The 22,579-nt window shown below is 35.0% G+C and carries 20 protein-coding genes, 2 tRNA genes and 2 pseudogenes; 9 read left to right on the forward strand and 15 right to left on the reverse strand.

Features of this window, described 5'->3' with window-relative positions; all coding sequences use genetic code 11:
• Positions 1–11: 11 nt before the first annotated feature.
• The 3 genes and pseudogenes from IGL15_RS10825 to IGL15_RS10835 form a co-directional block, all read right to left on the reverse strand.
• Positions 12–1,154, reverse strand: a complete 1,143-nt coding sequence (locus IGL15_RS10825) for a cysteine desulfurase family protein (protein WP_002294077.1) — start codon at positions 1,152–1,154, stop codon at positions 12–14.
• A gap of 165 nt (positions 1,155–1,319) precedes the next feature.
• A complete protein-coding gene (locus tag IGL15_RS10830) occupies positions 1,320–3,041 on the reverse strand; it encodes a septation ring formation regulator EzrA (RefSeq protein ID WP_002287957.1) in 1,722 nt (573 codons plus the stop codon).
• 198 nt (positions 3,042–3,239) lie between these two features.
• Positions 3,240–3,389 (reverse strand): annotated as a pseudogene (locus IGL15_RS10835) (HAD family hydrolase); the annotation flags it as partial.
• Between the two features lie 96 nt (positions 3,390–3,485).
• Between IGL15_RS10835 and IGL15_RS10840 the strand changes: the two are divergent.
• Positions 3,486–4,658, forward strand: coding sequence for an IS256-like element IS256 family transposase (locus IGL15_RS10840; protein ID WP_000195429.1), 1,173 nt, complete (start codon positions 3,486–3,488; stop codon positions 4,656–4,658).
• On the opposite strand, the gene IGL15_RS10845 is transcribed toward IGL15_RS10840, so the two are convergent.
• From IGL15_RS10845 to IGL15_RS10855, 3 genes are read right to left on the reverse strand one after another with little or no spacing between them, the layout of a single operon-like run.
• Positions 4,629–5,132 carry an HAD family hydrolase gene (locus IGL15_RS10845; RefSeq protein ID WP_438767600.1) on the reverse strand — a complete coding sequence of 168 codons (504 nt, stop codon included), beginning with the start codon at positions 5,130–5,132 and terminating at the stop codon, positions 4,629–4,631. The genes IGL15_RS10840 and IGL15_RS10845 overlap by 30 nt on opposite strands.
• A 25-nt stretch (positions 5,133–5,157) precedes the next feature.
• The gene (locus tag IGL15_RS10850; RefSeq protein ID WP_104765560.1) at positions 5,158–5,997 is read right to left on the reverse strand and encodes a Cof-type HAD-IIB family hydrolase; all 840 of its coding nucleotides are present in this window, start codon (positions 5,995–5,997) and stop codon (positions 5,158–5,160) included.
• A 33-nt stretch (positions 5,998–6,030) separates the two neighbouring features.
• Positions 6,031–6,864, reverse strand: a complete 834-nt coding sequence (locus IGL15_RS10855) for a DUF72 domain-containing protein (protein ID WP_002287960.1) — start codon at positions 6,862–6,864, stop codon at positions 6,031–6,033.
• A gap of 231 nt (positions 6,865–7,095) precedes the next feature.
• On the opposite strand from IGL15_RS10855, the gene IGL15_RS10860 reads away from it, so the two are divergent.
• Entirely contained in the window at positions 7,096–8,064 is a 969-nt protein-coding gene (locus IGL15_RS10860; protein WP_002287961.1) for an asparaginase, read from the forward strand.
• A gap of 154 nt (positions 8,065–8,218) precedes the next feature.
• Here the strand turns inward: IGL15_RS10860 and IGL15_RS10865 are convergent, their stop codons facing one another.
• The 3 genes from IGL15_RS10865 to IGL15_RS10875 all read right to left on the reverse strand — a co-directional run bounded on the left by IGL15_RS10865 (position 8,219) and on the right by IGL15_RS10875 (position 11,335).
• Positions 8,219–8,956 carry an acyl-ACP thioesterase domain-containing protein gene (locus IGL15_RS10865; protein ID WP_002287962.1) on the reverse strand — a complete coding sequence of 246 codons (738 nt, stop codon included), beginning with the start codon at positions 8,954–8,956 and terminating at the stop codon, positions 8,219–8,221.
• A 15-nt stretch (positions 8,957–8,971) separates the two neighbouring features.
• Positions 8,972–9,805 (reverse strand): fructosamine kinase family protein, encoded by an 834-nt coding sequence (locus IGL15_RS10870; RefSeq protein ID WP_002287963.1) that lies wholly within the window; start codon positions 9,803–9,805, stop codon positions 8,972–8,974.
• Positions 9,806–10,006: 201 nt separating this feature from the next.
• The gene (locus IGL15_RS10875; RefSeq protein WP_002294080.1) at positions 10,007–11,335 is read right to left on the reverse strand and encodes a C1 family peptidase; all 1,329 of its coding nucleotides are present in this window, start codon (positions 11,333–11,335) and stop codon (positions 10,007–10,009) included.
• A 294-nt stretch (positions 11,336–11,629) separates the two neighbouring features.
• On the opposite strand from IGL15_RS10875, the gene IGL15_RS10880 reads away from it, so the two are divergent.
• Positions 11,630–11,794: a hypothetical protein gene (locus tag IGL15_RS10880; RefSeq protein ID WP_002296289.1), complete on the forward strand. Its 165-nt coding sequence runs from the start codon at positions 11,630–11,632 to the stop codon at positions 11,792–11,794.
• Positions 11,795–11,931: 137 nt separating this feature from the next.
• Here the strand turns inward: IGL15_RS10880 and IGL15_RS10885 are convergent.
• Positions 11,932–12,005: transfer RNA gene (locus tag IGL15_RS10885), tRNA-Asn, on the reverse strand.
• Positions 12,006–12,218: 213 nt separating this feature from the next.
• Between IGL15_RS10885 and IGL15_RS10890 the strand changes: the two genes are divergently transcribed.
• Both IGL15_RS10890 and IGL15_RS10895 read left to right on the forward strand, forming a co-directional pair.
• Positions 12,219–12,291, forward strand: a tRNA-Thr gene (locus tag IGL15_RS10890).
• A gap of 133 nt (positions 12,292–12,424) precedes the next feature.
• Entirely contained in the window at positions 12,425–13,054 is a 630-nt protein-coding gene (locus tag IGL15_RS10895) for an alpha/beta fold hydrolase (protein ID WP_002287965.1), read from the forward strand.
• A gap of 113 nt (positions 13,055–13,167) precedes the next feature.
• Here the strand turns inward: IGL15_RS10895 and IGL15_RS10900 are convergent, their stop codons facing one another.
• The 5 genes and pseudogenes from IGL15_RS10900 to IGL15_RS10920 form a co-directional block, all read right to left on the reverse strand.
• On the reverse strand, positions 13,168–13,542 hold the full coding sequence (locus IGL15_RS10900) for an iron-sulfur cluster biosynthesis family protein (protein WP_104765558.1): 375 nt from the start codon (positions 13,540–13,542) through the stop codon (positions 13,168–13,170).
• Between the two features lie 312 nt (positions 13,543–13,854).
• Positions 13,855–15,282, reverse strand: coding sequence for a family 1 glycosylhydrolase (locus IGL15_RS10905; protein ID WP_104765557.1), 1,428 nt, complete (start codon positions 15,280–15,282; stop codon positions 13,855–13,857).
• Between the two features lie 11 nt (positions 15,283–15,293).
• Positions 15,294–17,150 carry a PTS beta-glucoside transporter subunit IIBCA gene (locus IGL15_RS10910; RefSeq protein ID WP_002331253.1) on the reverse strand — a complete coding sequence of 619 codons (1,857 nt, stop codon included), beginning with the start codon at positions 17,148–17,150 and terminating at the stop codon, positions 15,294–15,296.
• The gene (locus tag IGL15_RS10915) at positions 17,143–17,988 is read right to left on the reverse strand and encodes a PRD domain-containing protein (RefSeq protein WP_002294088.1); all 846 of its coding nucleotides are present in this window, start codon (positions 17,986–17,988) and stop codon (positions 17,143–17,145) included. Before IGL15_RS10915 ends, IGL15_RS10910 begins: the two co-directional genes overlap by 8 nt.
• 290 nt (positions 17,989–18,278) lie before the next feature.
• A pseudogene (locus IGL15_RS10920) lies at positions 18,279–19,017 on the reverse strand (type VI secretion protein ImpB); the annotation flags it as partial.
• Between the two features lie 285 nt (positions 19,018–19,302).
• Between IGL15_RS10920 and IGL15_RS10925 the strand changes: the two are divergent.
• The 4 genes from IGL15_RS10925 (at position 19,303) to IGL15_RS10940 (ending at position 20,801) form a co-directional block, all read left to right on the forward strand.
• A complete protein-coding gene (locus IGL15_RS10925; protein ID WP_002298841.1) occupies positions 19,303–19,479 on the forward strand; it encodes a bacteriocin in 177 nt (58 codons plus the stop codon).
• An 18-nt stretch (positions 19,480–19,497) separates the two neighbouring features.
• Positions 19,498–19,665, forward strand: coding sequence for a class IIb bacteriocin, lactobin A/cerein 7B family (locus tag IGL15_RS10930; RefSeq protein WP_002295575.1), 168 nt, complete (start codon positions 19,498–19,500; stop codon positions 19,663–19,665).
• A 114-nt stretch (positions 19,666–19,779) separates the two neighbouring features.
• On the forward strand, positions 19,780–20,001 hold the full coding sequence (locus tag IGL15_RS10935; RefSeq protein WP_002331254.1) for a hypothetical protein: 222 nt from the start codon (positions 19,780–19,782) through the stop codon (positions 19,999–20,001).
• 584 nt (positions 20,002–20,585) lie between these two features.
• Positions 20,586–20,801: a bacteriocin gene (locus IGL15_RS10940; protein WP_002295295.1), complete on the forward strand. Its 216-nt coding sequence runs from the start codon at positions 20,586–20,588 to the stop codon at positions 20,799–20,801.
• Positions 20,802–22,579 lie beyond the last annotated feature (1,778 nt).

Genomic DNA, 22,579 nt, shown 5'->3' on the forward strand with positions numbered 1-22,579 from the left:
ACACTCCTCTTTTAATTGATTGCAGAAAATTTCTTATAAAGCTGCTTGAAAATAATCATAAATTGCTCGACTTCTGCAAGCGAATTGTTTTCATCTAAGCTGATTCGAACAGCAGATGTAGCCAGATCATTTGGTACATGCATTGCGTGCAATGTACTGCTTGCCATATGTTTACGTGAGGAGCAGGCACTAGTAGTAGAAACAAATATTTGTTTTTCTTCTAAGGCATGGACGAGAACTTCGCCGCGAATTCCTTTTAGAGCAAAACATAAAATATGCGGTGCATAGTCAGTTCCTTCTGAAAAAATCGTCACTTTCTCATACGTCTTCAACGCATTGATTAGAGCTACTTTTAAGCGTTGTGTCTGCTCAGGTTTTTGTTCCTTTATCTCTAATGATAAACGTAAAGCTTTAGCCATAGCCACAATACCTGGAACATTTTCTGTCCCACTTCGCTGATTTCTTTCTTGCCCTCCACCTGTCAGTAATGGTGCTAAACGACGACCCTTTTTCCAATAAATGAAACCAGTTCCCCGTGGGCCATGGAATTTATGAGCTGAAAATGTTGCAAAATCAACTCTTTCTGTCAACCATTGCGAGAATGGTACTTTTCCAATCGCCTGAACAGCATCTACATGGAAATGAATTTTAGGAAAATCATCCAAAAGATCACTGATTTCCTGGATGGGCTGAATCGATCCTACTTCATTATTCACAGCCATAACAGAGACTAATACTGTCTCTTTTCTTATTAATTCTTTCAATTCGTCGACACGTACAAATCCGCGTTTATCCACTGGGGCGATACTTACTTCGATTCCTAATTCTTTTAATTGTTCTGCTGTCTCGCTGACGGCCGGATGTTCGACTCCTGAAATGATCATATGATTCCCATACTCTCTTTTTTCGATCATCGTTCCTTTTAATACCCAGTTATCTCCTTCTGTTCCGCCTGAAGTAAAATAGATTTCTTCTGGTTCTACATGGATCAAATCAGCGATCTGCTTTCTTGCTTGCTGCAACAACCGGTTAGCTTGATTGCCTAAATCATGCAAGCTTGATGGATTCCCAATAATCCGCTGACTGGTTTTTACATATGCATCTAAGCTTTGCGGAAAGATTGGGGTTGTTGCACTGTTATCAAAATATATCATAAGAAACCCCTCTTTTTTGAAATTCTTTTCTATTATAACGGTTGTCCAAGGTGCTTTCAAGAGCAGGTGAAATTTTCACTTGTTTCAATTTTCAAATATACAAAAAAAGACAAGAACAAGACAATAATCCGTCTTGCTCTTGCTGGTTTACTAACTTTTTTTGCTTTATACTAAGTCTGGATGATTGAAATAAAAATCTTCGATGCGTTTGAAAGCACCTGGTTCTACTCGCTCTAATGCTGTACCGATTTCGTCTAATGCTTCTTGATAGTGATATTCTTTATTGAATAAATAGTAGCTTTTATCAATTGCTTCTCTCACTTCTTCGTGTGTATGACGATAACGATTTGCATATTGGAGCATTTGCTCCGTTAATGCTGCTGCATCTACTAAATCATGTGTCTTCTTATCTAATAATTCTAGATCTTCTTCACATAGAGCAACTAAACGATTGACCTCTTCCATGTTTACTCGAATTTTATTCAAGACAACACTTAGTTCTTCAATACGGTCAGTAGCAACAAAAAAGAATTCTAGGTAATCATTCGGCAAGCCAGGCAAACGTTGTTTTTCTACAAAACGTTTCAAACTGCGCAATTTGAATTCGAATGTATCGATCTTTTCTTGCGCTTCTTTTTCGCCTTTTCTCAATTCATGTAATGAGTCGTCGATCTCTACTTGTTGCTTTTCGATATCTTCTAAGACTTTGAAGACTGTTTTATAGAACGTGCGCACTTCTGAATAAGGAATTTCGTGTTGACGGATCTGTGGAATCATCTGTTCATTTTGACGTTCCATTTCTTCCACTTCGGTTTGGAAACCTCGTACACGGCCAATTTCATTGTGGTTCAATGTATAGCTTTGAGATGTGTGATCCAGCTCAATCAATAATTGACGGTTATTCTTTGTTGTATGTTTGATATACTCTGCAATCGTTGATTGGTTAGTTTTTACATATCTCTGAGCTTCCATTTCCCGTTCTAAGATATCATATAACGAATCAATCAAATCAGCTGTTTCACGGTTTTCAAATTCGACCGTTTCAACTTCTGTTTTTTCAAGATTGGCTAATGAATTTTCAATTCTTCGACTTACTTTTGCGATATCTTCAGCAAGATCTTCTTCTGGGAATACATATTGTTCTTCCATCAATTTCTCGTAAGTATCACTGATTTCTTCAAGTTGTTCAGGGAAAGTGGTATGGAGCTCCTCATACAGCGGTGGAATTTTTTTCATCAGAGCTTCCACTTCATACGTATGTTTTTCTGCTTTATCCAAAACCTCGCGGGCTTCAACAGGGTCTCCAGAAGTGTTTAAAGTCACAAACTGCGTAAATTCTTTTTCGATCACTTTGATCTGTTTTTGCAATTCAAAAAGAGCTGGTCCGTATTCATGCTCGTCTTCTCTGACTTTTTCTTTCAGTTCTTCATAGACGTCAAGTGCCTGCTGAACAGCTAGTGAGTTGCGTTCTTCCGTTTCCCGCAATTCCTTTAGACCTTCACGGATTTCCGTCACTTGTTTCTCCATTTGGTCCATTGTAGCTTCTGCTTCAACAACTGCTTTTTTTCCTTTTAAGAACCGAAAACTTTCATTGAGGTTTTCCACTTCGAAAATTTGACTTTCTAGTTCAGCGAACGAGGAAGTAGATATGTCATTCCATTTTTGACTCCATTCACGAAAGGTATTTTGGCTTTGCCCAACCAGATGCATTTTTTTAACATCATCGACTTCTTCAATCACTGGCAAGTCAAATAATTCTTCCTTGCGTTTTTCTAAGGCATCCAATCGATCTTGGTTTTTTTTCTTCATCAAGTAACTAACCAAAAAGACGACAATGGCGACTATAATGATTGCAATGACGATTCCGATGATAACATTATTTCCCATTTATGGTTCCTCCGTTTTCAGTATGCATCTTTTATGCAACAGATGGCGTTCTGCTTGGCATAAATCCAAATAATACGTCTCTCGTGCAAAAGACATCTATTCTAGATTATAGCATACTATTTTCATGCATTCACTAACTTAAACGAAAATCTTTTGTTTTTCCATCGTATAAAGATAACAAAAATAGTGAAACTCTGATCACTCTTTTTCATTTGTGCACATGCCTATATCAGCGGATTTCTTCTTAGCAATCGCTTCTTGAATCTGACGTTGGATTTCTGCCGCGATTTTAGGTTCTGGAGCATATTCCATCTGCCAGTTTTCAGGTTTCAACACTTTATTTGATAAAGTCCGTATAATTGTGTAAAAGTAAAAAGGCCATATAACAGTCCTTTTACGGTACAATGTTTTTAACGACAAAAACATACCCAGGAGGACTTTTACATGACCCAAGTACATTTTACACTGAAAAGCGAAGAGATTCAAAGCATTATTGAATATTCTGTAAAGGATGACGTTTCTAAAAATATTTTAACAACGGTATTTAATCAACTAATGGAAAATCAACGAACAGAATATATTCAAGCAAAAGAATATGAACGAACAGAAAACCGACAAAGTCAACGAAATGGCTATTATGAGCGCAGCTTTACGACACGTGTAGGCACGCTAGAATTAAAAGTACCCAGAACACGTGATGGCCATTTTTCACCCACAGTGTTTGAACGTTATCAACGAAACGAAAAAGCCCTCATGGCTTCAATGTTGGAAATGTATGTATCAGGCGTTTCAACTCGTAAAGTATCAAAAATTGTGGAAGAACTTTGTGGTAAATCCGTCTCTAAGTCCTTCGTTTCTAGCTTAACAGAACAGCTAGAACCTATGGTTAACGAGTGGCAGAATCGTTTATTATCAGAAAAAAATTATCCTTACTTAATGACCGATGTACTCTATATAAAAGTACGAGAAGAAAATCGAGTACTCTCAAAAAGCTGTCATATAGCGATTGGAATAACCAAAGATGGCGACCGTGAAATTATCGGCTTCATGATTCAAAGTGGCGAAAGCGAAGAGACCTGGACAACATTTTTTGAATACCTAAAAGAACGCGGTTTACAAGGTACGGAACTCGTTATTTCTGATGCGCACAAAGGATTAGTCTCTGCCATTAGAAAATCCTTCACCAACGTAAGTTGGCAAAGATGCCAAGTTCACTTCCTAAGAAATATCTTTACCACCATTCCTAAAAAAAATTCAAAATCTTTCAGAGAAGCTGTTAAAGGAATTTTTAAGTTCACAGATATTAACTTAGCGCGTGAGGCTAAAAATCGATTGATTCATGATTATATCGATCAACCAAAATATTCAAAAGCTTGCGCATCATTGGATGATGGATTCGAAGACGCCTTTCAATATACCGTACAAGGAAATTCCCACAATCGACTAAAGAGTACCAATCTAATTGAACGACTGAATCAAGAAGTACGCAGAAGAGAAAAGATTATTCGCATCTTCCCCAATCAAACATCAGCCAATCGCTTAATTGGAGCCGTTCTTATGGACCTACATGATGAATGGATTTATTCTTCAAGAAAATACATCAATTTTGATAAGTAGAAATGGTAAAAACATTGTATAGCATTTTACACAGGAGTCTGGACTTGACTCTTTATTTGTTACAGGGTCATAATGAGGTTTTCCATCTGGAAATAATTTCCCCATATTTGCCTGATGGACGATTTCGAATATTCGATCAGGCACTATTCCTAGTAATGAAAAAGAACCATAAGTAAAGTAAAGGATATCTGTCAGTGCATCTACTTGTTCAACCAGCGGATCACTTCCCCACTGTGTTTTACCAAGTATTTTTTCTTCTGCTTTATCTAATGCTTCGTGCAGCAGCATAACAGCTTCATGCAGTTGTTCTTTATTAGGTGAAGTAGCTGCAACAAATTCAACAAGTTCTTCTATTTTGAACGCAGCACGTGTATGAGCTTCATTTTCTGTAAAAGCCGTGGGTATCTCTGGTCTTCTTGGATCAAAAGTTTTGTGGAATGTTTCTACTTTTTGAAAAGGTGTCTCTGCTTCCATACTGATTTTTTCCTTCTTTCATTGACTAATAAATCAGACCGAAGTGTTTCAGTCCTTCGTATATCCCATCTTCTTCATTTGATTGAGTCACAAAGTCTGCAGCATGTTTTACTTCGATCTGAGCATTCCCCATGGCCACTCCAATTCCTACACCTTTCAGCATCTCGATATCATTGTAATGATCGCCGAATGCCATAATTTCTTCCATTTCAATTCCGACAGCATTTGCGAAAGCTTGGATGCCTAGTAATTTTGAACCACCTTTTGGGATGATATCTACAGTATACGTATTTGAACGCTGAAACGTACACTCGGGAAAGCGATGTTCTAACTTTTTCTGTTCTGACTCCGGACTGAGCAATATACATTGATAAATTGGTTCTTTTAATATCTCTAACGTTTCATAACGATTCTTTTGTCGGTGAGGGCTAAAAACCTGGAGGATTTTTTTCATCAGACGTACCGGGAATTTACGCGGTAAAAAGCTGACTAGTCGCTTGATAAAAATCGATTGTCCTAATAGCATCGTCGTTGATCCATCTAACCGATTTCTCGCACCAAAAACGATTTGTCGATGGTTCTCATCTGCAAATTCAACAATATGTTCCAATACTTTTTGTTCAAAAGGGTGGTCGATAATCGTGCGATCTGCAGTAAAAACCAGTTGACCATTATACACGACATACATATCTAATTCCAATTCATCAATGATTTCTTTGATCTTTACTGGGCTGCGCCCCGTTGCTACACCGCATAAAATGCCGTTTTTCCGAGCATATTCAATTGCTTGTTTTGTTGATTCCAACGCTTTTGAACGATTGGTGACCAATGTTCCGTCAATATCAAAAAAAATAGCTTTGATCATAGACTTCGCCCCTTTCTTGAATAAAATAAGCCCTTAAAACAGATCCATTTGGGTTGGATTGAGTCCATCTGGCTTGATATTTAATATTTTTTGCAGTGCTAATGCATTTTCAGCCGCATCACCACCAGAATTATTATTAAAAATCACACCTACCTCTTTTGTCTTAGAATCAACTACTTTGACTTCATGTGCTAGTTCTTGCAGTTCTTTTTCTGAATAACGATATAACGTTCTTTTTTTACGCCACTCTTTATCATTTGCTTGCCATCCTTGCGCATTCCTACCATGGAATCGAAAAAGAGCAAAGTTCGGATTGGTGACAAATGGATCAAAAGGAATCGTTGTATTCAGCAACTGTGGCTCATCGATGATGGCTAAAGAAAAAGCGGCTCTAGACATAAAGTTTCTTGTACGTTCAAGAAATTCATCGCTGTACCAAGAATAATCCCGCAATTCTATAGAAACAGGATAACCCTCAAACCACTTTCTAAGTTTGCGCAAGTACTGGACATTTTCTTTCGTACATTTGAATGATGAGGGGAATTGGACTAAAAAGCAAAACATCTTTCCAGCATCTACCATTGGCGACATAACATCTAAAAAATGCGCAATCATCTCTTCTTCGGTCTGATAATAAGGCTTCCAGTCTCCTTGACCGCTGATTCCTTGATAGACTTTGACTACAAAGCGAAATGATTCAGGTACTTCACTTATCCAATTCTCAACTGAGGACTTTCGGGGAATTCCATAATAGGCAGTATCTAATTCCACTAAGGGTAGAAACCCTGCATATTCATAAAGAGTGTTATTCTTTTTACCAGTTAATTTGTCATGTTCTTTAAACGATGTTAATCCGATTCTGATCATTTCCGGCCACCTTCGTGATTGATTTCCTTGGCTGCTTTCTTGTAAAAGAAACTCAACCAGATACTCCATTGTATTAGGAGGTCAAGGTTGAGTCTTTTCCATTTTAATAAGGTCAGCTTTTTTATGATAAGTTAGGCTATTCGTTATTCTTCACTGATAGCAAAACTCTTTTATATAGTATACAATAAGATTTAACGGCTATGCAAAATTATTCGTAAGGAAGTCTGTAAAATGAAAAAAATACTTGTACTACACACCGGCGGAACGATCGCCATGAAAGAAAACATGCTCACGGGCGGTGTTAGTCCTGATGTGGCAAACCCATTATTAGATGCAGAAATCACAATCCCCAAGCATGTAGAATTATTAGTTGAAGATATCTTCAATCTTCCCTCACCACACATCATGCCTTCTCACATGTTGGTATTAAAAGAACGTATCTTGTCCGCTTATGCATCAGGTATATCCGGAGTGGTGATCACACACGGTACAGATACATTAGAAGAAACTGCTTTTTTTCTTGATACAACGATTGGCAACAAATTACCAATTGTTTTGACTGGGGCAATGCGTTCAAGTAATGAACTTGGAAGTGACGGCCTTTATAATTTTGAAAGTGCGATTCGTGTCGCAAGTTGTGAAGAAGCGCTAGATAAGGGGGTTTTGGTGGTCATGAACGATGAGATCCATTCTGCACGCTACGTGACAAAGACCCATACCACAAATGTTGCTACTTTCCGAACACCTACATTGGGTCCCATCGGCTTAGTAACTAAGAATCGAATTTTATTCTTGCAGGAACTTTTAGAAACAAAGCGACTGGACATTTCCGCTGTAGATGGGACTATCCCGATCGTTAAAGCATATGCTGGGATGCAAGGGGACTTATTGGAAGCCATCGCCCATACGAAAGTAGACGGTTTGGTAATCGAAGCTTTAGGTGCGGGGAATCTCCCTCCACAAGCCTTAGCTGCTTTGGAAAAGCTTCTTGTCCAAAAAATCCCTGTAGTACTTGTTTCTCGTTGTTTCAATGGAATCGCAGAGCCTGTTTATGATTATGAAGGCGGGGGAAAAGAACTAGAAAAAATGGGGATTATTTTCTGTAACAGTATTAATAGTCAAAAAGCACGTTTAAAACTATTGATTGCTGTAAACTATGGTTTGTCGGGTGAAGAATTGATTTCGTTTATCCAAAACTAAACATCATTATCTAATAGCTAAACTTAAAAAGAGAGGCTGTGACAAAAATAGCTTCTTCGAAAACTAAGTCGAAAATTTACAAAAATTTGAGAAACAATTTTCGTAAATTTCTTCTTATTTCTTGAAGTTGCCCCCTTCTGTCACAACCTCTTTTTTATTTATTTTTCCATATAATATTTGCTTCACAATACAGCTGTTCTTGCATTCGGATTTCATGTTTTGTTTTGACACCATTTTCGATAGGGATTTGTTCAAAATGGCTTTCGATCTCATTCCCGTACTCTACTTCTTTATCAAATCGAATAATTACTTTTTCTGGAACATGCGTAGTCAAAAAGTCATATCCTAATACGTCAATGATCCAATTAAAATACATCGCATTATTAACATGCTGATTACTATCGATATCATAAAAACGAACACGATATGGCAACATGAAGCCCGAATCAATCTTTTCAATTTTTTCCTGACGCTTGATTTTCTTGATCTTCTCACTCTCAAAAGGAGCAATGATCTCTTCATTAACACTGCTCATTTTTCGATTCACAAAATCCATCAATACGAAAACAGATTCTATTTTGACTAATTCTTTCCCATCTTCATCATGGATCCAGAAGTTCCGATAACAGAAAAACTTATTGTACTCCATGGCTTGAGTCGTTACTGAGATTACTTCACCGACTCTAGGGAGACGATTAATCTCCATGGAATAATTCGTGATGACCCAAGTAAGTCCAAAGCTATTGACGAATTCACTGCCTCTTCCCAACTGGTCGCTTTGATCTTCAGACGTTTTGATAACTACTCCTAACATCGAAGGAAATGTCATCGTTTGGTTGATGTCACACTCATAATATGAAACTTCATGCTTTTTGGTATATTTTTTTGCCAAAAACACGCCCTCCTCTTAAAAATTTTCTAGTAATTGATCTACTTGGGAACCGTAACTTTCTCCAAACATATTCAAATGTGCCAAAAGATAATATAACTGGTAAATCGGCAGTCGGTCTTTCCATCCCTTTTCTAATGGAAATATAGTTTGATAAGCATCTAAAAATTCCGGTCGGAAACCACCGAATAACTGGCTCATTGCAATATCTTGTTCCCGATTCCCATAAGAAACAGCTGGGTCGACAAAAACTGGATGCCCTTGCTGGTCAAAGAACACATTACCACTCCACAGGTCTCCGTGCAAGAGGCGTGGAGTGATCTTTTTTGGTTCAACCGATTTCAATACACGTTCTTTAAATCGCAGATACTTTTCTTGACGCTGTACATTCCATCGATTCGTTTCTTCTGCCAAAGAAATCTGGGATTCAAGCCGATCTTTAAAGAAAAAAGTCCACCAATCTTCTTCAAAAGAATTTTTCTGAACAAGTGTACCCAAATAGTTATCTTTACGAAAACCAAATTGTGGCGCTGTTTGCTGATGGAGATTAGCTAAAGCTGCAGCAAGATCTCGTTGATCCCCTTTTCCCGGCTCGATCCATTCCATTAACAAATAAGCGCCTTCACTTGTTTCACCTAGCATATACGTATCCGGTACACGTACGAATGCTGACAGTTCTTTTAATCCGTCTACTTCTGCTTCAAAAAATCCTTTTTTTACATTCGGATGGATTTTTAAAAAATAAGCACGATGTTCGGTTTTTATACGATAGGTCTGATTAACATCGCCACCAACAACTGGAATCACTTTACCATTTAATTTCAGATCAGATAAAACAGTTTGGATATCCATGACTTTCCCCCCTACTCCCAATTTTATTCTACTTCGTCATCATATTTTTAATGATAAAAGGATTATTTCCAATCCTTATCCTTTATTTAGAATTATAGCACAGGGACCATAAAAAACAGGGAATGGACTTTAAAGATAAAAAGAGCTGGCTTAAGCCAGCTCTTTTTATCTTTACTACATACTCTTCATTGAAATACTCGTCTATGCTAAAGCACCCATTGGATCCCACGGAGATAGAACAATTGGTTCTTCATTGAACGCATTTAATTGCTCTTTCGTCAATAAATCTTTTCTTACAACGATTTGGTACGTATATTCGTCCATCCAGGCATCACTCATAACAAAGAAGCCATTCTTTCCAACTTTTTCGCCCCAGCTATTTTCGACTTTCCATTTTGTTGATTGCCCGTCTACTAAGTCAACACCGGTCAATACCATCGCATGGGTCATCAGACTTTCTCCAAAATCTAAACGTTCAGCTTTAGTCATTGTAAAATCCGTATCAAATAGATCATCCATTGAATAAGCATCTAAGGCCATGATGCCACTAGTTCTAGTAGAAGATTGACCTACATCACAACCAAACCAAACAGATTCTCCTTCTTCAAGCTGAGCAATCGCTAATTTTTTGAAAGTTTCCATATCAACATTCAGATATTTGACTTCTTTCCCGCCAACGACATTTCCTAGCATCTCTACTGTATAAGAACGATTGAATGGTTTGTCTTTTGTTGGTGCATTGATCACGCTAACATAATCATCTAATTTTACACCGATGTATTTATCATAAAAAATTTGTGGTGTCAGTCCTCGGTCAAGATGATAGTTCTTTTCTTCATCGCGGTACTCAAAATCGAATTCTTTTGGAGGTGTTCCTAATGAGATAGCTAAGAAGTTATAAATGCTTTCTAGCATTTCTTCTTTCTTTTCTTCAATAGCGTCTAATGTTTCTCCTTGAGCAACCATTTTCCGTAACACTACTGCATCTTTACGCAGTAATTTGTTCAAGTAGTTATTCAAATCTCGAGAATTTGAACTATTCGCACTTTCCGGCATCACCGATTTAGGCACAACGCCATATTTTTGGAATAATGAAACGATCATATCCCATTGGCCGCCATCTTGTTGAGGAGTAGCGAGTAAGAAAGCTACTTTCCGGCTATCGATTGCCTCTTTTCCTGTTGCAATGATGTTTTCATAGAAATAATTTGCCTTTTCATATTTATCCCAGAAAAAAGTGTAATTTTGTGATAATTCAAACTCTTTTAAATGGAATTGATTCAGCATCTTATGACGGAATGTGTTCAGTGCAGCAAACATCCAGCAACGCCCCGATTGCATTTGATTAGCCACTTTCCCCGTAGCCAAATCTATAGAAAATACCGGTGTATTCTCCACATGTGCTGAAACATTTTCAGCAGAAGCAGTAATTCCGTTCTTCACAACTGCCCGCTGCAATGCCTGCTGTTTGATATTTGCTTGAAACTGTTTGTTAAATTTTGTTGTCATATCAGGCGTAATAGCTTTCATCCAATCATCCTTCCAAATCCAAGTTATACTTCGTATTTTACTCTTAAGAATTTAGAAATACAATCTCTTCTATGATGAAATTTTCATTTGAATGAGAATATACTTACAACTTCATGAAGAAAAATGTCATACGGTATACAATAGTTTTCAGATAAAAAGGAATATTTCTATGAGATAACGAAAATGGCCTGTATAATAAAGAAGAGGCCTAGAAGAACATCATACAATAAGATAGCTTTCAAAATACTCATTGAAAGAAGGAAATACTATAACGTAAGAAAGGAGATGAATAAAATGAAAAACCTGATTGCTGGCGGCTTTTTGTTTGTGGGTGGTGGCATACTTATGAATACAGATAACTTTGGGAATGTCATCCCTTTTCTTGGTGCAGCTTGTGCTTTGATTGGTGTAGGAATGCTGATTTATTTCGTATTTAGCGATGATGGGAAGTATGGTTGATTATGAGTAGCCAACTCTACTCTTTCGTAAAGATTACAACATACGTGACAAAAACAGAAAGCTTGATTCATCATAATAATAAAAGAAAAAGAAACCCAAGTGATTGGATTTCTTTTTCTTTGCATAAGCTTTATTTACTCCGGCAGTAGGACTCGAACCTACGACATCATGATTAACAGTCATGCGCTACTACCAACTGAGCTATGCCGGAATCAAGTACATGAATATAATATCAATTTCTTCTAAATAACGCAATACTTTTTTTGAATTTTTTTATTATATTATCAAAGAAACCGTTCGCATTTTTTGTTATTTTTATTTTTTCTAAAATCTGTTTTCCTATTAGAGAAACACATTTTTTCGAAAAAATTCTGTTGACAAATACATTAATATTCGTTATCCTATTATTTGTATTAATGATAATGCCGCTTTAGCTCAGCTGGTAGAGCGCTTCCATGGTAAGGAAGAGGTCGCCGGTTCAAGCCCGGCAAGTGGCTTCCTTAAACAGTGCAACATGTTGGTTTAACAATGTGTCTGCGCTGTTTTTTTATTTTATGACGTAAGAAATGAATGTTTATATTTTAATAGTACAAAGAAAGTCTATATGATAACTATAAAAAGGAGAGCAATATGAAAATTGTTTTTTTGCATGGTCTAGGCCAAGACGAACAATCATGGAAAGATGTAATCTCTTATCTACCCAATAGTTATTCTTGCAAAAGTCTTTCATTGTTCAATCATTTAAACAGCACAGACACTGCTACTTTAGACGACTTAACCAAATACATCGAAGTACAATTGAATCAGATAAAGGAACCTTTTATTTTATGTGGATTATCTTTAGGCGCTGTTATTGCTTTAAACTATCTTGCAACTCCTTCTCCATATTTAAAAAAGGTTGTTTTAGTCGCTCCACAATTTGAGTCTCCTAATCGCTTATTGCTTACTTTCCAGAATATTTATTTTTACTGCGTACCTTCTAAGATATTTGAAAAATTAGGTCTATCTAAAAAACAAACCCTTACCCTACTTCGTTCACTTGAAACATTAGACTGCAAAAAACAGCTTCGTACATCACGACTTCCTAAATTGATTTTATGCGGTACCAAAGATCATGCGAATAAACCAGCAGCAAAACGTTTATATAAACTTTCAACGAATGGCCGGCTACTCTTTATTAAAAACGGAAAACATGAATTGAATAGAGAAAAGCCAGAAATAATGGCACAAGCTATGCGATCTTTTATCGAAAATAGTTAATTTAAAAAAAGACGACAAAATGTGTCGTCTTTTTATTTACCATGGTAAGAATGTTGTCTTGTTTTTTCAATACAGCTTGATTGAGACTAGTTTTATGGACAATAGAGAGAAAGTTATTGTTTTATTCCAGAGAATTTTTCTGGTCGTAGATCTACTAATTGAACATGACTGTCTAAAGAACCACTTGGGCTTTCAAGAGTAAATACACCTAGACGTGGATCTAAAGAAAGGGTTATATGTTCATCCATGTACATTTTTGAATAATCTTTTATATAAACATCCCCAATATCACTATCTAATTGGAGTTTATAATCATTTTTTCTCTGTTCTTTATCAAGAAGAAGTAAACGAAAACTAGTATCTAAAGAGCAAACACCCATTTTAGAATATTCCCCAACGCCATCATCTAAATCCAATATAACTGTTGCGCCTTCATCAATATATTTTTGTAATCTTTCTTGTGCTTGTTCCGTAATTTTAAGATACATAACTAATACGCCCTCTTTCTTTTTCTTACAAAAGCGTGCTAGCATATATTAATAAAATTATCTAAAGTCCTGCTCAAAACAAAAAGATGTAAGAAATATCTTATGATATTTCTTACATCTCAGAGTGTAGACTGATACTTTTGTCTACACCCTGCCCCTCTTTTTTAAAGGGTGGTTATGATTTGCTGATTTTATATATTAAAGATAGTTATTTTTTTAAGATAGAACTTTGGTCCTTTAGTAATATTACTCTAAGCTAACTACTTGTTATATGAATATAACTACTATAACTCCTTCTATGTTAAACAGGTATTACAAAATATCTCCATTGGAACCAATCACTTCTTTGTACCAATAAAAAGAGTCCTTTTTGTACCTTTCTAAGGTTCCATTTCCTTCATCGTCTTTGTCTACATAGATAAACCCATATCTTTTTTTCATTTCGCCTGTTGTAGCACTTACTAAATCTATGGGTGCCCACGTGAGATACCCAAAGCAATCTACCTGATCTTCTTCAATTGCAATCTTCATTTGTTGAATATGCTGTTTTAAGTATTCGATGCGATATTCATCATGTATGTTTTTATCATCTGTCAAAACATCTATGGCACCTAATCCATTTTCTGTAATTATGATAGGGAGTCCATATTTTCTATAAGTGTAATTCAGCAGATACCGTAAACCCGTCGGATCAATGGTCCATCCCCATTTACTAGTCACAAGATACGGGTTTTGAAGACCGCCAAATAAGGCACTCTTTTCTTCAGCTGCTCCTTCGTACTTCGCAACAGATGATGCATAATAGTTCATACCAATAAAATCAAGTGTTCCTTTAGAGAACATATATTTATCATTCTCTGTTATGGTCAACTTTATTCCTTGGTCTGCATATTCATTGATTTTATAGTCTGGAAACTTTCCTGTGCACATAGCATCTATTTGATAGAAATCTCGATCCATTTGTTTAAAAGCATTCATCACATTTGTTGGATTGCAATCTACTGGATAAACAGGTTCGATTCCAAATACGCAACCAATCTTGTTTTCTGGATCTATTTTTTTTCCTAAAACTATTGCCGAACAACTAGCCACTGTCATATTGTATCCGATCTCAGCCAATGTCTGCGATTTATTTTCGAGTTCAGAATACTTCAAACCTGCGATAATATACGTAAAAATATCTGTAGCTTCTGTTTGAGGATCAATATGATTCATTTCATTAAATGTAACCCAATAGTGGACTTTTCCTTTTAAAGATTCAAACATAGTTTGACAAAATTTCAAATAAAGTTCAATTACTTTTCGATTAGTCCATGAACCATACTTTTGGACTAAATTTTTTGACATCTCGAAGTGATATAATGTTACAATTGGCTCAATGTCATAAGACAACAACGTATCCACCACATCTATATAATACATAATTCCTTCTTGATTCGGCTGCTCATCATCTCCATTAGGAAAGATACGAGACCAATCTATTGATATTCTTAATGCTGTAAATCCCATTTCACTAAACAGACGAATATCTGACTTGTATTGATGATATAAATCAATACCCATATGTGAGGGATACGTAGCTTCAGAAGAAATTATTGTATCGATTTGGCGTGGGACCTGATAGCTTCCTTGTCTGACATAATCCATGATAGCTGGTCCTTTTCCTCCCTCCTGCCAGGCTCCTTCACATTGATGTGCAGCAATACTTCCACCCCATAAAAAATTCTTTTTCAATTTCATTTTTTCACCTTCTATAAAATGACGTTTAGTAGATTATCTGTCTTTATTACTTGTTCTGAATTTGAAGGAATGACGTCTAAATAGCTATCGGTATTCGTGACAACTACAATAGTAGACGTATCATAACCAGCTTCTTGTATTTTATCAAAGTCTACTGTTCCAAGGAGTTGTCCTCTTTGAATTTTATCTCCTTGTTTTATATTTAAATTAAAATATTTCCCCTCTAACTCTACTGTATCGATCCCAATATGGATTAGTATTTCAATTCCATCTTGTGATTGGATACCTATTGCATGATTCGTTGGAAAAACTACCGTGATTTCCCCATCCACTGGAGAATAAAGATGTGTATCTATTGGTTTGATTGCAATCCCTTTTCCTAAAGCTCCTGTTGAAAAAGCTTGATCTTTAACTTCATTTAAAGAAATCACTTCTCCTTCTACTACATTACCCAATGAAGAAGTGCGCAGATTTTTATCTTTCCCTTTTTCAGCTATTATATGGTTGATTGTCTCCTGATCCTCTTCTTGTGCAGGGACGCCTAAGAGATAAGCAGCTACAGCTGATCCAGCAAAACTAATCACGACTGCCGCTAACATAAACCAGAAGTTCATGAAATCTCCTTCACCTATATACGCTGGGAGGCCAAATAAACCCCAAGCAACAGAATAAGCTTTAACACTAGTCAAACCAGCAAATAATCCACCAAGTCCTCCTCCAATCATTACTGCAACAAATGGTCGACGATATTTAACAAAGACACCATAGATAGCAGGTTCAGTCACACCAAGTACTGCAGAAAGTGTTACTGTCCCAAATAATTGTTTTTGTTTTAAATTCCGTGTTCTTAAGAAATACCCAAGCATTGCTCCCCCAACAGCAATATCTGAGATTGTACATGAAGATATAAATGCAGGGTCATACCCATTTGCTGCAATTAGAGAAGCTACAACCGGCATGATAAAGTTTCCTGCGCCCAACATTATAATAAATGGTTGAAGAGCAGAGTATAACATCATGACAAACCAACTACCTACATATTTCATCAGTAGATTAAAAAATCCAATGATTCCTTCTCCCATATAAAATCCTAAAGGTCCAAAAATCAATAACGTTGCTGGTAAAGTAATTAACATTACTAACAAAGGGGTTAAAAAGTATTGGAGTGTGTTAGGTATAACTCTTTTAACTACTTTAGTTACGTACCCCATAAACCAGATAGCTAGTAAAATAGGGATAAAACTATTAGAATACGTAATTTGAGGTAATCCAATACCAAATAACTCCAGTCCTTTCACATCATTGATAGAACTTGAAAGTATAGTAGCAGCAAGTGCTACTGCTAAATAAGGACTTGCTCCTAATCGTTTTGCGCAGCTCATAGCCATTAAAATAGGTAGAAAATAAAATACAGCAGACCGCAAAGCATCAAAAATCTGATAGGTTGAACTGTCTGGTGATATTATTCCAGTTAAAGAAGCAATGGATAAAACAGCAGCAAGTAATCCAGCACAAATAATAGGTTCAAGTATCGGTGTCATAGATTCAGATATGACATCAAGTGCTGCTTTTATTGGATTTTTTTTTCCACTTTGCTCTTCTAAAGTAGTTTTGGGAGATAGTTCTAATTGAGTCATCAATTCTTTATATACATCGTTAACATGTGTACCTATGATGATTTGATAAGCAACGTTATTGCTAACTACATCAATCACACCGTCTAAGTTTTTAAGCTTATTTGTTTGCGCTTTCGTTTTATCGATAAGAGTAAAACGCAACCGTGTCATACAGTGAACTACTGCCTCTATATTTTCTTTTCCTCCAACAAGTTCAATAATATGTTTGTTAAAATCATGATACTTATCCATTATTGTCGCCTCTTTCCGCTACGCGATTAACATGAATCATCAAATAAGTGTATTCATCTTGAGATAAATAGGTGTTGAACTTTCCTTTTACATATATTTCTATCTTTTCTACAGCTGTATATGCTTTAGGGTATAGTTTTTTTACTTGTTCAAATAACTGAGATTCATTTTCAACGTATGCTTGTTTTTTTCTTAATCGTTCAATAAAATACTGTAAATGTGTCACTAGCCTCATGTAGTTGATGCTCTCTTCGTCAATAGATAAACTAAAATGATATTTGATGATATTCAACATGTCTCTTAGTGTCTCCATATCTTCTATCTGTTCATCAAAATTGACCTGATTTTCTTGAAGATTAACAAAGTGTAAGGCAATTGAAACAGCTTCATCTGTGGGAAAGGAATGATTAAAATATTTCTTCATCATTTTTAAAGCTTCCAAACCGATTTTGTAATAAACTGGATAAAACTTTTTAACTTCCCAAAAGAGCGGACTTCTAAGATATTGTCCTTTTTCTGAGCGTTTCAATGCGAAGGAGAGATGATCTAATAAAGCTAAATAAAGATAATCATTTGCTTTTTTACCGATTTCCTTTTCTCCATAACTAACGAGCTCGTTGATCATAGAAATCAGTCTATCATCAGAATGCGATAACAAATAGCTAAAATGTTCTAAACGGTCTTTCGAATCTAAAACATATGTTTTTTCAATTTCGGAATCATTAATGCGTTGGCCAACTTTTTTTTTGAAAGCAATCCCTGTCATATAGATAATTGCTTCATTTCCTCCCCGATCAATTAAAGCTACATTGTTATTGATAATCTTTTTAACTTTCATTAGTTTCTCCTTTCCAGAAAAAAGAACTCAGATCCAATATCAAATAAGCTTTTGATCATAAAGCTTTACTTGATATTAGTTCTGAGTTCTGCCTGATTTATCAGTAACATAACTCTAGAGATAACTGCGTCGCTATCTCAAGTTCTTTTTTCTTTTCTTACAAAATAAATATACTTTATTTCATTTTATAAGTCAACGTTTTCATTGCTTATAAATTAGTTTTTTTAATCATCTCAGTAATAATTTGCTATGTCAGTTCGATCAATACCATTTGCATGAAAGTACAGCTATAAGCCAATCACACCTAACCTACTCTTAATCGTATAATGATTCCAGTTAGCAAGGTCTTTAATACTCATGATCCCCATCTGGTTGAGTTTTTTTCATTCGAAACCCTATGCCCCAAAAGACCGTCATTTTAGGAATATTCCATACTTTCTCAGGAACATTTTGATACGTCCATTCAGCAATAAACCCTTCATTGTGCTTCGCTTCATTGTCTAAGGCGAGTTTGGCCAAAGGGGATTATCTCCGCGACACCTACCGTAGCAATCAATCCTAATTCTTCTTTAATACGTTCTTGGATCATTTGAACGAATTTTTTCCTTCTCTGACTTCTTGTTCCTTCAGTCGTAAAAATATTCAGTGATCTGGTCACTTTTAAAATGGGTTCATCGATTGGATACATCAGTAGATCTTCGTCAGCCACATATCTTTTGAAAATATTATTTACCCGCATATTTCGCTTGATATATAGGTTCATACGTGGTGGAACAACGTATGATGTTTTAGGAAATAGTTGTGATAAATCACGTGGTCTACTCACATTTGTAATATCATACCGCTTTTTTGCTTCAGGAGAAGAAGCTCTAATATCAATCCTAAACCAGTATTGTCAGCGCGACTCATAACAACAAGTTCTGTTGTTAATGGATCAAAATTTCTTTCTATACACTCGATACTCGCATAAAAAGGCTTCATGTCGATTAGAAAATAATCATTTACTGATTCTTTCGAATAATCCAGAATGAATAACACCCATTCTTTTTTACATTACACAAACGTAAGTTAGGAAATATAAAAAAGAAAACTAAATAGCACTAAACAAACAAGACAACTCATGCTTATTCCGTATAAGAAACTACATATTATGTTAACTAGTTATTAAAATAACATATTCAATAAAATTAAATTGTAATTTTATAGGTTTTAGGAATGAAAAAGCCTTATTTCAGGAAGTTTTTAACTGTTTGCTATAGATGTATATCATGATAGTATCGTAATAAAAATAATATAAAAGGAGCGAGTTCCAATATGCAAAATGTAAAAGAAGTTTCTGTAAAAGAGATGAAACAAATTATCGGTGGTTCTAATGATAGTCTTTGGTATGGTGTAGGACAATTTATGGGTAAACAAGCAAACTGTATAACAAACCATCCTGTTAAACACATGATAATTCCTGGATATTGTTTATCGAAAAGTTTAGGGTAAGCGTAGGAGTGAATATTAATGAAAAAATATAATGAGTTATCTAAAAAAGAACTTCTACAGATTCAAGGAGGAATAGCACCTATTATAGTTGCTGGCCTTGGCTATTTAGTAAAAGATGCATGGGATCATTCAGACCAAATAATCTCAGGATTTAAAAAAGGTTGGAATGGTGGACGTAGAAAATAAAAATGTGGTAAAAGACTTATATCTCTAATTAAAATTAATAGCATAGTAACTGTCAAAAGCTTGTTCTCGTTATAAGGATTATTTGTATGGTTAATGATTAAGAGGAAAAATTAAATGAATAAAAAATTATCTGTAAAGAAATGGCTTCAATTAGAAAAAGCTTCAATTATAGGGATTATTACTCTAATTGGATTAATACTCGGAGAATTATTAAATAAAATTTTAGTCAAATATATAGACAGTTTTTATTTGAGCTTTTTATTAGGAACTATGTCTATATATATATGTTGGTTCTTATATTCATTAATTTATTTTAAAAAAAATAACAGAAAGTGAATTCCGTATTGGTAGTTAGTTGTTTATTATTGATTGTTGCAAATCAATAATTTAACCGAAAAGGAAACAAGCTCAATAATACAAAAGGCGGCTGGCAAATGCCAGCCGCCTTTTGTATTATTGAGCTTGGGTTTTGAGGGGAATTCAAGGGGGAGATTGCTCCCCTTTGACAAGCGATTATTTGCAGCAAATATAGAGATTGCCAAACCTTTTTAGTAAGTAATGACAAAACTGAAGCAAGTTGCTGAAGATTTGTCATTTCGTGTGCCGACTTTCAGGAAAGTTTAGGTACATTAGCAAATATATGTATAGGATTCTAAAATTTTATCGCCAGATTTTGCAATCGATAAATGATGCACAATAAATATAAGAGTTTTATTTGCTAAATTTAAAAGGCGATCCATCATTTCATGTTCTAGTAGTTTATCAAGTCCATTTGTCGCTTCATCTAAAATGAAAACAGATGAATTTTATAGGTTTCAGGAATGTTATTACCTTATTTCAGGAAGTTTTTAACTGTTTGCTATAGATATATGTCACACTAGTATCGTAATAAAAATACTCTAAAAGGAACGTGTTTAAATATGCAAAATGTAAAAGAATTAAGTACGAAAGAGATGAAACAAATTATCGGTGGAGAAAATGATCACAGAATGCCTAATGAGTTAAATAGACCTAACAACTTATCTAAAGGTGGAGCAAAATGTGGTGCTGCAATTGCTGGGGGATTATTTGGAATCCCAAAAGGACCACTAGCATGGGCTGCTGGGTTAGCAAATGTATACTCTAAATGCAACTAAAAAAGAAGAGAAAAAACTCATTACGAGTTTTTTCTCTTCTTTTTTTGCATGAAATTAGGAATAACTAATAAAACAATAGCAATCAATAGTAAAATCTTACTTAATATAGTTTCGGAAAAAATAAATAATCCTAAATTTATAATTACTGCTAAAAAAATGCATAAATTATACTCTAAATTATTTTTTTTTAAATTCATAATATAAACATCCTCTCTTTAATTAGTGTACCATTCCGAAATATTTCATCCCCAGCTCTTTTTTTACTAATATACCAACTACATTTAATAACAAGATAACTAGTAAACTTAATATTTTTAGTGGCATAGAACCTTCAAAAATAAATAAAGGCACCATAAGTGTAGCTATCAATATAAATATAACTACAGATCTTACATATTTTATTATTTTACGGAACATTATAACCTATTACAACTCCGCAAATAGCCATAGCCCATACCATAAATAAGATTTTTACCAGCACCACCACCAGATGTTTGTTTTATCTCTTTCGTACTTAATTCTTTTACATTTTGCATGTCTCTACATGCTCCTTTTAAAGTTTTTTTAGAACCTCACGACTATAACATGGATAATTTAATCGTGGTCAAAAACTTCCTGAAATAGGGCGTTTCATATCCTGAACACGAATTTTTAGTCAATTTTCGAAAAATGAAACTTTAAAATTTCTTTGACCAGAACTCTATTTATTCTTGTGTTGTACCTTCGAATAGGTTCCCGTATATCTTTTTTATTTGAAGCTTAAGTTCTTTTCCTTTATTTTTTGGCTCTAAAGACTTAATTTTTCTTACTAATGAGTGGATCATACAATCTGATTTAGTGTCGTCCTGCTTTTGCTTATAGAACCATCCCTTCCTATAAAAAGCGATCTGTTCTCTCACCTCTGGAATTGAATAAAGAGTTGATTTTCAAATTTTTGCTTGATTAGCTACTCTTGAAAAATTTGTAGGTTGACTACCTTCTTTAAGAGTAAGGATAGCTTGATTTGTACATACTGCCGTTTGCACTCGCCTATTCCGATGTACTTATTTTAATATTCCTGTTATTTATATTTTCCTCCAAACTATTTACTCTATCGGGTCTCCCATAAATAATATGGCTATTTCTAATTTTTTCTTCAATCTCGATATACTTTTCTAAAATCTGTTGATTTTTACAATTATCTTTTGCTCATACATCTTATAGAAAAATATAGTGTCAATTTACGAATGGTTTAGCTTTTATCAAACAGCAACTTTTACAGTCTCCTGTCAATTTAGAACTTATTTACTAAGAAAAAATCGATAATACACATTAAAAAAATTGGATAAATTAGACGCCAAAGAGATACTGATCGTGACAGAATTATTATTGGAAAGTCGTGCATTGAATAAAGTATAGATAATGACTATTATCCCATCACTTATTAAATGAATTTTCCCCGGAGAAACACAAAAAGATAAAAGAGAAAATTACCAATGAGCTTTTATACTATAATGCCTCTATATTCTATGAAAAAGATTTAATCACTCGCTTATGGCAATTCAGCCGATGGATCGATGAGCATCTGTTTTTAAATTTTACGTACAAAAAAACCGAGGACAGCTTGTCGAACGGACAGCAGTTCCGGTATCTCTTTTTTTCTCAGAATATTATTTCTATGTGCTTTGTTACAATCCATTTTCTTTCAAAAAATAGCATAAATTAATGCTCTTAGTCACAGATCATACTGTAACAGTATGATCTTATTTTCTGACAAAATAAGAATACCAATCATTTAT

The sequence above is a fragment of the Enterococcus sp. DIV0436a genome (genome assembly GCF_051711605.1).
Lineage (GTDB): Bacteria > Bacillota > Bacilli > Lactobacillales > Enterococcaceae > Enterococcus_B > Enterococcus_B faecium.